Origin of the sequence: Nostoc sp. NMS2 (assembly GCF_017115105.1) — a bacterium.
Taxonomy (GTDB): Bacteria; Cyanobacteriota; Cyanobacteriia; order Cyanobacteriales; family Nostocaceae; genus Nostoc.
Genome location: NZ_JABXKH010000094.1, coordinates 1 through 11,104, shown reverse-complemented (window position 1 = coordinate 11,104; position 11,104 = coordinate 1). Strand labels below are relative to the sequence as shown.

Here is an 11,104-nt window from a genome sequence, read left to right as displayed (position 1 = left end):
ATCCCATACGTTGGCGCTTGAGCGCTGTTGTAAGGTTGTTGTCATTGTTTTATAAGTGCGGTTAGTGATTTATGAATCAGGCTCGTTTGTCTTTGCCTGTGAATACACTTTACAACGCTTTACAATTTTTAATCAAGTTTTATTACTTTTGTAAATCTGATGAGTTTCATCAGGTTTACTTATTTAAAGGCAAGCAACTAGATATATTTATGTTGTAGAAATTCTGATTCTATTGCCTGTTGATCTGGGAATAATAGCTTTGTAGATTACCGCTATTCCAAAAAAAATTAACCCTCGGCTTACCACCGGGGGCTTTTTTTGTTTGGCAAAATGGCATATCTATAAATTAGACCGTTGCTATGGTATTTGAGTAGGATACATTCCATGCGAAAAAGTACTGACTTGCATAACCCCTGGCTAACTACCAGGGGTTTTTATTGGAACTTTTACTGAGATATTGCACCATTCCCAATAAGGGACTTCCAAATAAAAAAATACTCAATTATCCAATCTTGTGGGGTGGGCCGAAAAGCCATTGGTGTCAAGTTAAGAAAAATAGAATCTTGTCAAGTGGTTAAAGCTCAATAGTTAAACTCAACACAAGGATGTTGATTTGAGCTATGAGTAAGCCACGAAAAAAACAAGGTGCCCTATCAAGTAGTGCGCGTTCTTTTGAGTAGTTCTCACTATAAAGACGAAATTAAACAAAAATGGGATTTCACCATACTAATCCTTGTCGCTACCCGATGCACCAAGTGTCAGTACTATGGGGCAAGACTTGGTATCATTACTTGACTAATATTCTTGACCCAAAACAACTTTTTCCACAACAAGTCTGTGATTTGTACCGCCGACGTTGGCAAATAGAAGATGCTTTTTTACTGACTAAACGAATGTTTAAGTTTATCCTATCTGTGGGTTGGCGGCACTAATGGTGTGCAGATGCAAGTCTATGCTACTTGGATTTTTTACGCAGTACTCAATGATTTGTGTGCGGATGTCGCTGTCGCTTTGCAGCAGCCCTTAGAACGTATTTCGGTGGAAATGGTCTTTCGCAGTTTGTATTTTTTCCATCGCGCACTCTTGCACAATTCACAACTACAACTTATTCCTTGGTTGGTTGAGCATCAGCGTTCTATGGGGCTTGTCAAAGCTGTTCGCCCGCGACATCGACGCAACGCTGCAAGGTCGCTTGACATCTGGGCTGAAGCTTTAACTTGATACCTATGGCATCTTGCCCGCCCATAGGCCAAGGCGGGCAAGATGCCCACCCCACAATAAATAGTTGGATATTTTTTTATTTGGAAATCCATTAACAAAATTTATTGCAATAGACATAGCTTAATGGTTCAACATAATGTAATAGACACTAAAAGTTAATGGAAATGCTACAAAGTAACCAACTAGAAATTCGCCACATTAGTCCTGAAGTGAGGCAGTTGATTAAAATGTACGCCGATGTTAATAACTGTACGCAGTCCGAGATGTTGGAACGCATTATTTTAGAATGGGATGCCCAACAAAGCGAGAGCGAAAGACCGCCAGGAGACGAAGATGAATAGCTTTGTGCTACAATTTTTAGTCTACTTATAGCTAGAGCCTTTCATTAATTTGGCTCTTTAGCTCAAGAAAAATTTTTCAAAGATTGGGTCTTTTTTGAGGGATTGAATAAAATCCCTCAAAGTCATCATGCTACCAGTTAAGGTGAATTTGGGAGTACCATTTTGAGCAACGATTCTCACTTCGCCGTCTTGGATCTGAATCTTATTTTTAATGCTATCCCATAGAGTATCAAAGCTCTCATCTTCCTTGCAACCATTGGCTTCAAGGAATCTTTGGTGTACTTCTGTTTTTAGTGCGAGTCCTTCTGCTGCTTGAGTCCGCGCCTCAAAGTGCTTAACTACATCTTCATAAGCACTTTCCCTCAAAATTTTATTTTCAGCCTGAACTAGCTCTAACTGAGTTTTTATGGCTTGCAGTTGAGACGCTAAAGTGGCTGATTTATGGTATTCAAGTTTTAAAGCTTGCTTTGCATTGCCTAACAAGGTTTTATAATCTAGCTGATCTCGATCTTGATTTTTTTCGGATTGCATTTTTATTCCTCGATCAATAGATTTAAATTGAGAAACTCTCGTCAGCTATCTAACAAAACTGGCGAGAGCTTAGTAAATATTATGTTGGTTATCTAAGTATTACTTATTTCACCAATAATGGTGTTTCAGAGGTAGGATTTTCCTGGATACTACTCAAACAAGAACTAATGTGCAAGCGGATAGCTCGCTCATAAACTCCAGTCTGCTGAGTGCGTACCCCTACAGCCTGATATATTAAGCTAACTTCAGGGAATTCAGACCAATACATCAAAAAAATGTCTTTAGCGGGAGTAATAATTTCATAATTATTCTCTTGTCTTTTCTTTCTGAGCTTACAATTATTTAGTTGTAATTTTTGTCTGAATAGTTTTTCAAATTCTGGAATTAAATCTGAAGTAGTTTTCATGTGTTATACACGTTAAAACGTGTTAAGGATGCAAAGACTATCTGATGATATTACTAAGTATGACACTTCAGATACCTCTTACAATATAGTGTATCAGTTATCGAGTCTTTGAGAATTTGAGGTTATTTTTCCCTTCTTACGATCAAAGAAGAAGTCTAGGAACTGGGAAAATAGTTAGTAGAGACACCCTGATAATGACACCGCTAAATACCTACAGGCTACAGCCTGGGCCTTCAAGACCTTCTGCAAAACTGATCAATTCCAAGTATTCTGGATTTTCCACGATTTTTTTAGCCGCCAGCAATCCGGCAATGCTCCAAGTTTGATTGATTCTGGCTTCTTTGCCAATTAAGCGACCATTGTTGCCATCGTAATATTCAGGGAATTGATCCTTAAATAACCGTTTTTCGGCAATAGCGATCGCTGCTTGAGCAAGTTCTGTTCTACCTGCTTTCTGCGCCGCAGCAGCAAATAGCCACAGTAAAACGGGCCAGTTGCCACCGTTATGATAAGACCAAGCGCTGTTTTTAGAATCACATCCTGTCACAATTCTCCACTCTAAACCTTCTAAAGCGGGAAAGCAGATTTTAACAGGCATATAGCCGATCAAGTCTTGCCAGCGTTGGGCAAATAAATTCATGATGCTTTGAGATTCTGTGTCGCTGGCTAAAGAAGCTAAGATTGCCATCAGATTTCCTAGAGCAAAAAAGCGAAAATCGATCCGTCCCGGCCCCAGATTTCCCGCTAAATATCCTCCAGTTTCGGGCAACCAATCAGTTAACCAACTGGGGATTGATTCTGAATGGATGTTGAATTTATTAACAACTTGTGTACCAAATTCATTACCCTTGTAACGATAGATTTCCCCCAATCGCTTCAGGTCTAGCCAATAATAGTTGCGGATATGATATTTCAAAGATCCCAATCGCCTATTGACTTTGCCGAGATAACTATCGCCATCCCCATCTGGTAAAAGCAATTCACTGGTTGCTCTCAAGGACGCATAAAATAACACCTGAATTTCTAGAGGATGTTCGTAGACTCCCATCCGACGGTCAATCATAAATGCGCCATCGGGAACTAGCATTGTTGGGTACATAGAAAACTTATGTACTAGGCAAAGATCCAAAATTAATTTGATTCCTGCTTGAAAATCTGGTTGACGTGCCAGGGACAAATCGCCTGTAGCTTTTTCATAAGCCCGTAGCAAGAGAATCCACCACATACAAGAATCAATTGGGGGAACACGAGCGATCGCCTGCTCACCAAAATCAGCGACTAAAAATTCCTCATTCCCATTAAAATGTACTTTGAAACTGGCAGGCATTAACCCCGCTCCTGGTTCAAAGCAGTCTATCTGCTTTTCATGACTTTGTAACTTCAGTGTTTCTACTAAGAAATTACGGACAATCTCTGCTTTCCCATACATGAGAAACACCAAAGCAGAAGGCACAAAATCACGGAGAAAGCATTGGTCATAATTGAGTGCATCTAACTCTGGATCGTGGGCGGCTACAGTCCCAATGGGTTTTCCCTGGTAATAGATTATGGACTTTTCTAGCAGTTTCCAGGCTTCTGCTTCCATCTGAGTGTTCTTATCGATTGCACTAGTCATAGGCGTTTAATTCCACTACATAGTATGTATCGGCGCAATTGTGGAAAGTACGCCAGCCTTACAAAGAAAGGCAGGAGGCAGGGGAGCAGGGGGAAGGGGGAAAGATAGTGGAATTACCCCTGCCACAAGGGTTTCAATGTTAATTAGAATATCTAAACTGCCAAATTCCTTTACTACGGTGTTGACCATCTCAACAATGCCTGATTCTTGGGAGACATCTCCCTGAATCAGTAGCGACTTCACACCACAATTTTCGATATTTCCGCAGGCTTTTTGCAATGCCATTTCTTCTATGCCTACCGCCGCTTCCGGGCTTTTGCGGTAATTGATGGCGATGTTGCACCCTTGTTAAGCGAGTCTGATAGCGATCGCCTGACCGATACCTGAAGTTGCACCTGTAACTAAAGCATTCTTTCCCTTTAACCCTATCATATTTCCTGACCTTGCTTGAATTTGAACTCAGTCAAACAATTTTGAATTTTAGATTATTCTTTTCAATATCTAAAATTTTTTCTGTCAACCCCCAATGGAGGTAATTTAAAGTTAAAAAATTTGAATTTATGAAATAAATTCTTAAAAATTAGGTTACAAATCCAAGAGATGGAAACTCAACATCTTTTAGTATCTACTACTGGGAAAAAGTAGAATATCGATTAATTCACCCACGACTAAACCCAATACCGCTAGAACTGTTAATATCCAAAACGAATCTAGCTTGTTAAAGCCAGAAAAGCGCATTTCCAAATCAGCTAAAAGCGTAGTTGCTAAGGGGATAAGAAAAAGCCTTAATAATAGCGACCAAGTTGCTACAAAAGCAATTGATATACTTAAAAATAATATAACAGCTAAAGTTTGAGATCCAAATTCAACTAAACGCTCTAACCAAGAAGTACTCTTTCGCACTATGGCTATAACCATAGCAGTAACAAAAGCTCCCACTAACCAAACAATATGATTAGCTGCAAGATACCATCCCAAGAGAGTGTAAGCCAGCCATAGTAATACTAAAGGCATCAAAGGAATCCTGTTAAAAAATTCCACATTCATACTGTCAAGGCTTGTAAAAATATCAGGTTAATATATTAATTGTAGTCAAAGATACGCTTTTTCTATCCTCTTAATGTATTGGTAAGGGGTGCAATGACTGTGGGAATCATAATTAATTACCCAGACTTGATATGATGCGTAGTTTATCGCCGCAGGCATCGCTTCTAGCTTAAAGTTCAGATAACCAAGCTTATCCAGCAATAAAAATATCTTGATATACGTATGACTGTTAAAAATGAGTTACATTTAAGACAAAAAAGCAACAATTAAAGAACAAAGTTACTGTATTTTAATACACTAACGCTATATAAGTAAATTGACTTTGAATCTCAGCTATTTGCCATGAAATTTAATAGAGAGGTAGTTAAGATTCACTGTGTACAGCTTTGATAACTGTCCACAATACAGTTGCGTGTCTCAAGCTCATGGTAATATTATTTTACTGTCAGGAGATATTATTTATACACTAAATTACAACCATGCTGAAACAGCTAGTTAGGCGTGCTACCTCCAAAAAACAAAAAGTTATTCAACCTAGCAAGGAAATCACCAAAAGCACCAATGTGCAAAGCACAGAGCTTTTGAAACTTTGCTTATATAAGATACTAAATAGCTAAAAAAGCCCTTTTTTATGAATTATGACAGCCAGTAAAGAAGGCACAAAAGCCTCTTAACATCGGCAAAAATTTAGACAACAGTAAATATGAAAGTGTTGACGCAATGTCAATGGTTTTTTGTATACAAGAAAGTAACAGAAAGCACAATTTTTGTTGCCAATTAAACATTAAGATTGTGTCTTTTCTTTAGACATTGATATCTTTTTGCTTAGTTACCTATATATAAAATTCCTATTTGACTGGTGAAAACTTAAGCGACCTCGGTCAAATGAGGCAAACACTTAAATTTAACAAATGATTTAGGACTGCTAAATCAATCCTGATTTAGTAACAACTTGATTATTGACAACGTAAGTAAAAGTAACAGGTAAAACATGAATATCATTGTTCGTTTGGTTGGAGCGATCGCTCTCCAAGTGTCTGCATTGGCTGCAATGTCTAGCATGGCGATGTCTGCTGACAAGCCATTAGGCCTTCGTATCCAAGAGGCTGCTGCTGTTTCTCAACGGAAAACAACACAGAGGATTTGCTCTTTAGATTCCATTGAAGATTTATTACCTCCACCACAGACTAAGGCAAATAATTCTTTGCTTTCTTACCTTGCTGAACAAGGTTTTACCCAGAATCAAGAGGGTTCTTGGGTTTGTTATGCGAACGATCCGAAAAAAGAAGGGCGTTACTTCACTCTGTTTAAGGTTAAACAAGTTGATAACAGGCTCATAGCAAGTTCTTTTCTAGATGAGGGCAGTCTGATTCAGGGGCAAGAAAATCGTAGCTTGGACTTCTTTATGATGCTGATTGAGCATCATCTGAATACTACTCAAGAGAACCGCAAAGGTATACGTAGGTATTTAGAAGCCTTCGTTTCCTTAGTAAAGCAAGGGAAGATCAAACCTACACGTCGTGCGTTTCTTTTCGATCAACCAAACCGGGGATTGGTCTTATATCACACACTCTCATCAGGAAATCTCAAAGGTACCGGAATCACGATCAATATTTATTTACCTAAGAGTTGAGTGGGGGATGAGGGGGATGGAGGAGATGAGGAAGAGGGGCAGGGGGAAGGGTGCAGAGGAGAAAGATGTAATTATTGTATTCTCTCCCTTTCTCCCCGCTCCCCTGCCCCTCTTCAATGCCCAATCCCCAATTAAATTACTGTCGTTTACTGGAGGTGCATTTTGCCTAAATCAATTTTTCAAAGAATTGCAATATCGAAGGCGAGTCGTTTTGCAGCGATCGCATTATCATCTGTTGCAGTAGGACTCACTACATGTCAGTCTGCTTTTGCACAACTCAATATTGGACGCTATGGTATCCAACAAGGATTGGAGTCTGAATATCTCCAGTACCAAATCAATAACCAAAATTTGAGCCAGATGCGAGTCATTCCTGGATGTAATGTAGGATTTGGTCTGACCTGCAATAAAACTGGATCGGTAATCCAACGATTAGTGGAATTAAACGGCGGAAGTACCTATCAAAACCTCCTGATCCGAGCAGCAGGTGGGGAGAAAAATTTCCAGAATTTCGCTAGCTTTTACGGTAACAATCCCAACCTCTCTGCGGTGCCTTTCGCCTCATTTTGGAGAAACGAATCTCCCGCAATTATGGATAGCTCTCAATACCTTCTTGGACAACGTTTTGGTCGCAATCCAGTAGAAGGACTCGGACAGGTAACAAACCAGTTCTACTGGTCTCCATATTCAGGAACCAATAACTCCGTCAGCCTCCGTAATGGACTACTAAACTTGAAATTCTCATACGGACGACTGCTGTTTGAGGAAGCCTCAAAAATTTCCAACATTAAGGAGCAAATTCAATCTCTAGGTCTATCGCCAGAGATGACGAATTTTTATATAGGTAAAATCTCTACAGGCTTAGATGCGTTGCATTCTGGAGATTCAAACCAACTCGAAAAGAGGATTTTTGAACTACTATCCTATCCATACTCCGAAGAGGGTGGGGAACTCGGACGACCCAACAACGCGATTCCAGAAGAATTTAATCAGCTTTTGGGAGAAGATATCCCAGGAGATATGTTGGTGAGTGATAGTCCAGTGCCGTTGGATGGAGAAACAATAGCCCTTGATATCCCTGGCTCTGCGGGAGATGTCGTTGTACCAGACAGTCCTGATTCCTTTCCACTCTGGCCAATAGGAGTTGCAGCTCTTGTTATAGCTATGATTCTATTAATGGATAGCGATAGTTCTTCAGGTCAACCATCTCTTTCTCCAGGAAATACACTTACACCCACACCCACACCTTTGTCTCTCACCAGCAAAGGCGAATGCGATCTGACTCCTAGTGGTAATGGTTCTGATCGCACACAGATCATTGAGATTCCGTGTAATGTTACTCCTAAACCCCCTACGGAAGTGAAGAAGGTAGTGGAGCCATCAATGCTCAAAGCGCTTGTATTGGTAATTGTTCTACTATACATAGTTCGTTCTAAACATCGGTCTTTAAAAATTCGTAATTCATAATTAGACATCTGGTAAAAAAGAATGTAAAGACGTAGCAGTGCTATAAATAAAGCTACCTGTGGAGGTAGCTTTGTAAATATTTCTTTGACAATATGCCAAGGGTTGTTCGCGCATCTTGTAGAGAAGCCCCACCCACAAGGTGTTAGGCTTCTCCCCTGCTCCCCTGCTTTTTCACGGTATTGCTAACGAGGCTGTTTTGGTGAAAGTTGCGATCGCCTATTAATCTGCGGCCAATTCACAACATTCCACCAATTATTCAAATACTCAGCCCGACGGTTGCGGTATTTAAGATAATAAGCGTGTTCCCATAGATCGTTACCCATAATCGGATAGAAACCATCCATAATTGGGTTATCCTGATTTGCTGTAGTAACAATCTGGAGTTGATTTTGAGGATTGCGTACTAGCCAAACCCAACCACTACCAAACCGAGCAGCACCTGCTGCGTTAAACTGTTTTTTAAAGGCATCAAAACTGCCAAAAGTTTGGTTAATTTCTTGAGCGATCGCTCCTGTTGGTTGTCCACCACCATCAGGACTCATCAATTGCCAAAAAATCGTGTGGTTGAGATGACCACCACCGTTGTTACGCACCTTTGCCCGAATATCTTCGGGTACGCTGTTCAAATCCACTAATAAAGCTTCAACACTTCTTTTTTGCAAATCTGGGTACTGCTTTAATGCATCATTTATGTTCTTGACGTAACTAGCATGGTGTGCATCATGATGCAATTTCATCGTTTCAGCATCAATAACTTTTCCTAATGCCCCATAACCATAAGGCAATGGTGGTAGTTGTGCAGGGAAAGCACTTAGTGCCCTATTAGGATAAGCTACAGGGGCAAATGACCTAACAGGTGTTGGTGTTGGTCTAGAAGATTGTGCCTCAGCTATTAGTACTGGTTGATGAGAAATTAGCAGAATTGCCAGCACAATTGTTGTGAAGAAAAAAACTATTTTTTTTCGCCAAAATCTTAGCATAAATTGTAGCCTCAAAATCAGTATTATTGGCTTGCAATCTGATGAGGGACTATTCTTTGATAGCCCACTTAACCCAGATATGTATCTTACTTTATCAGGTAATTAGAGCAAAAATTCTCAAAAGAATAGAATTAATCACTACAAGTGCATGAGGCTATTTAACGCACCCCAAAAGCTCCATTATCAGCGAAAAATCTTTAATAAATAAGTTTCCAATACAACTATAGTTGCATTCAAAATTTTTATAAAAAAAATAACTGAAAAGTGATATGGCTTTACAGGATGTTTTAAAAGTTCTCTGGTCGGTAGCAAAACGTTTTAGATCCCCCTAAATCCACGCTACTTGCTTCATTTGGGGAGACCCCAAGACCGCAGTGGCTCCCCTTAAAAAGGGGGACTTTAATTTCTGTTCCCCCCTTTTTAAGGGGGGTTAGGGGGGATCTAGAAGTGCCCAAAATTACAACCGACCACTTTTAAAACATCCTCTTAATGTCTAGAAACTTTTAAGAATATTTTTATATCTATCTTAACATAAAGATATCTAGTTATAAGTCCATTATCTAATTTCTTCCCTTGGGTATATAACTTCAAATGACAAGCAAAACTCTTGGCAGATATAGGCGAAGCTTTATTTTGCTAAACCTATAATTAAACCATTATAAACATTAAAATATGCCGCTACTGATAGTTGTGTAGTGATTGTTAGTTAATTAAAATACACATAAGCCAACCTAATCAATGAATAAATATTCAACATTTTTTGATGTCTACATCTCTAATATGAACAAATATGGACAATTTTTAAGTTTGTCATGATTCTAAATTTATAGTTACCCGGCTATCAAAAATCAAGTTAGTAAATACATATAGCAAAAGGTAAATAATATGTATCACGATCTACTTTTGCAAAAAACTGTAGTAGCCAATAGTAATTTACATCATGGAAACTTGAGTGAAGCAAGAAATGAGCAAACAACGCATGAATTAAGCATCCCCGATATAGCGATATCTTTATCTCCTGTTGGCTTTCTAATTGGTTGGATAGTTTTTTTTCTAATATTGCAAAAAATTCGGGCATTTTTAGATGAGAAAATGGTTATTTCTATTAACGGCTTACACAAACTTCCTTGTAAAAACTGTCGCTTTTATTCAAATAATCATTATCTAAAATGTGCAGTCAATCCTTCTATTGTTCTTACCGAAGAAGCCATAAATTGTTCTGAATACTCACCCAATAACAAAAAAAGTTCCTCCAAAAATCCTTTTGACTAAGAATTTTAGATTTTAGATTTTAGATTATTTCGGTTCATCCCCCACCCGAAGTTAAGTGAAACAAATCCAAAATCCCAAATTGAAAATCATAATGTCCCGCACCGCAAGTGGCGCGGGGTCAATCCAAAATTGTTTGACTAGAAGTAATTTTGTAGCAACAATCTTCGTAATCTAGAACAACAGTTCAAAATGGTACGTTACAACTTTTCTATTATTCAGCTTATTTTTGCGCTTTTAATCTGTCTGTAGATAGATGCAATGTTGTGAGCATCATCAATGCCGCGATGATGTGTGCCTTTCAATTCTATCCCTAGCTCATTGAGAGCTTGTGCCATACCAAATTTTTTAGATACGCCAAGATATTCTGAAAATTCCTCTTTGATATTGATGTGTTCTGAAGTAAAAGGATAAGGAAAATTATGAAACGCGCAATCTTGAATAAATTGCTTTTTGTCGTAATTACCCCAAGAACAAAAAATATGATTAGGAAATGAATAAATCCATTCTTTGAATCGAGAAATTGCCTCGATAAATTTTGCAGGGTAAGCGCATCTCAAACCCTATTGACACGGTAGTTTTGGGGTTCACCCA

General features: G+C 38.9%; 12 protein-coding genes and 2 pseudogenes. 7 read left to right on the top strand and 7 right to left on the bottom strand.

The window, feature by feature from the left end; translation table 11 throughout:
- Window positions 1-71 precede the first annotated feature (71 nt).
- From HWQ36_RS17240 to HWQ36_RS17225, 4 genes are all read left to right on the top strand, one after another.
- Window positions 72-218: a hypothetical protein gene (locus HWQ36_RS17240; RefSeq protein ID WP_292704914.1), complete on the top strand. Its 147-nt coding sequence runs from the start codon at window positions 72-74 to the stop codon at window positions 216-218.
- Between the two features lie 492 nt (window positions 219-710).
- The gene (locus tag HWQ36_RS17235) at window positions 711-932 is read left to right on the top strand and encodes a transposase (protein WP_292704913.1); all 222 of its coding nucleotides are present in this window, start codon (window positions 711-713) and stop codon (window positions 930-932) included.
- Window positions 933-942: 10 nt separating this feature from the next.
- Entirely contained in the window at window positions 943-1,221 is a 279-nt protein-coding gene (locus HWQ36_RS17230; protein WP_292704912.1) for a hypothetical protein, read from the top strand.
- Between the two features lie 158 nt (window positions 1,222-1,379).
- A complete protein-coding gene (locus HWQ36_RS17225) occupies window positions 1,380-1,562 on the top strand; it encodes a hypothetical protein (RefSeq protein ID WP_292704911.1) in 183 nt (60 codons plus the stop codon).
- 57 nt (window positions 1,563-1,619) lie between these two features.
- On the opposite strand, the gene HWQ36_RS17220 is transcribed toward HWQ36_RS17225, so the two are convergent.
- From HWQ36_RS17220 to HWQ36_RS17200, 5 genes and pseudogenes are all read right to left on the bottom strand, one after another.
- Window positions 1,620-2,093 (bottom strand): hypothetical protein, encoded by a 474-nt coding sequence (locus HWQ36_RS17220; RefSeq protein ID WP_292704910.1) that lies wholly within the window; start codon window positions 2,091-2,093, stop codon window positions 1,620-1,622.
- 103 nt (window positions 2,094-2,196) lie between these two features.
- Entirely contained in the window at window positions 2,197-2,499 is a 303-nt protein-coding gene (locus HWQ36_RS17215; protein WP_292704909.1) for a hypothetical protein, read from the bottom strand.
- Between the two features lie 211 nt (window positions 2,500-2,710).
- Window positions 2,711-4,114 (bottom strand): glycoside hydrolase 100 family protein, encoded by a 1,404-nt coding sequence (locus tag HWQ36_RS17210; protein WP_292704908.1) that lies wholly within the window; start codon window positions 4,112-4,114, stop codon window positions 2,711-2,713.
- Window positions 4,115-4,252: 138 nt separating this feature from the next.
- Window positions 4,253-4,546 (bottom strand): annotated as a pseudogene (locus tag HWQ36_RS17205) (SDR family NAD(P)-dependent oxidoreductase); the annotation flags it as partial.
- A 186-nt stretch (window positions 4,547-4,732) separates the two neighbouring features.
- Entirely contained in the window at window positions 4,733-5,161 is a 429-nt protein-coding gene (locus tag HWQ36_RS17200; protein ID WP_292704907.1) for a hypothetical protein, read from the bottom strand.
- A gap of 991 nt (window positions 5,162-6,152) precedes the next feature.
- Between HWQ36_RS17200 and HWQ36_RS17195 the strand changes: the two genes are divergently transcribed.
- Complete coding sequence (locus HWQ36_RS17195) at window positions 6,153-6,794, top strand: hypothetical protein (protein ID WP_292704906.1); 642 nt, start codon at window positions 6,153-6,155, stop codon at window positions 6,792-6,794.
- Between the two features lie 162 nt (window positions 6,795-6,956).
- Window positions 6,957-8,261: a hypothetical protein gene (locus HWQ36_RS17190; RefSeq protein WP_292704905.1), complete on the top strand. Its 1,305-nt coding sequence runs from the start codon at window positions 6,957-6,959 to the stop codon at window positions 8,259-8,261.
- A gap of 182 nt (window positions 8,262-8,443) precedes the next feature.
- Here HWQ36_RS17190 and HWQ36_RS17185 read toward each other — a convergent pair whose 3' ends face one another.
- Window positions 8,444-9,241 (bottom strand): superoxide dismutase, encoded by a 798-nt coding sequence (locus tag HWQ36_RS17185; protein ID WP_292704904.1) that lies wholly within the window; start codon window positions 9,239-9,241, stop codon window positions 8,444-8,446.
- Between the two features lie 885 nt (window positions 9,242-10,126).
- Between HWQ36_RS17185 and HWQ36_RS17180 the strand changes: the two genes are divergently transcribed.
- Window positions 10,127-10,513 carry a hypothetical protein gene (locus HWQ36_RS17180; RefSeq protein ID WP_292704903.1) on the top strand — a complete coding sequence of 129 codons (387 nt, stop codon included), beginning with the start codon at window positions 10,127-10,129 and terminating at the stop codon, window positions 10,511-10,513.
- 215 nt (window positions 10,514-10,728) lie between these two features.
- Here the strand turns inward: HWQ36_RS17180 and HWQ36_RS17175 are convergent.
- Window positions 10,729-11,046 (bottom strand): annotated as a pseudogene (locus HWQ36_RS17175) (3'-5' exonuclease); the annotation flags it as partial.
- Window positions 11,047-11,104: the final 58 nt, after the last annotated feature.

What these genes read in the sequence shown, in the direction of transcription:
- HWQ36_RS17230 (WP_292704912.1), top strand. Translation starts at nt 943, where the DNA reads ATGCAAGTCTATGCTACTTGGATTTTTTACGCAGTACTCAATGATTTG.
- HWQ36_RS17185 (WP_292704904.1), bottom strand. Translation starts at nt 9,241, where the DNA reads ATGCTAAGATTTTGGCGAAAAAAAATAGTTTTTTTCTTCACAACAATT.
- HWQ36_RS17225 (WP_292704911.1), top strand. Translation starts at nt 1,380, where the DNA reads ATGGAAATGCTACAAAGTAACCAACTAGAAATTCGCCACATTAGTCCT.
- HWQ36_RS17240 (WP_292704914.1), top strand. Translation starts at nt 72, where the DNA reads ATGAATCAGGCTCGTTTGTCTTTGCCTGTGAATACACTTTACAACGCT.
- HWQ36_RS17210 (WP_292704908.1), bottom strand. Translation starts at nt 4,114, where the DNA reads ATGACTAGTGCAATCGATAAGAACACTCAGATGGAAGCAGAAGCCTGG.
- HWQ36_RS17180 (WP_292704903.1), top strand. Translation starts at nt 10,127, where the DNA reads ATGTATCACGATCTACTTTTGCAAAAAACTGTAGTAGCCAATAGTAAT.
- HWQ36_RS17220 (WP_292704910.1), bottom strand. Translation starts at nt 2,093, where the DNA reads ATGCAATCCGAAAAAAATCAAGATCGAGATCAGCTAGATTATAAAACC.
- HWQ36_RS17215 (WP_292704909.1), bottom strand. Translation starts at nt 2,499, where the DNA reads ATGAAAACTACTTCAGATTTAATTCCAGAATTTGAAAAACTATTCAGA.
- HWQ36_RS17195 (WP_292704906.1), top strand. Translation starts at nt 6,153, where the DNA reads ATGAATATCATTGTTCGTTTGGTTGGAGCGATCGCTCTCCAAGTGTCT.
- HWQ36_RS17200 (WP_292704907.1), bottom strand. Translation starts at nt 5,161, where the DNA reads ATGAATGTGGAATTTTTTAACAGGATTCCTTTGATGCCTTTAGTATTA.
- HWQ36_RS17235 (WP_292704913.1), top strand. Translation starts at nt 711, where the DNA reads ATGGGATTTCACCATACTAATCCTTGTCGCTACCCGATGCACCAAGTG.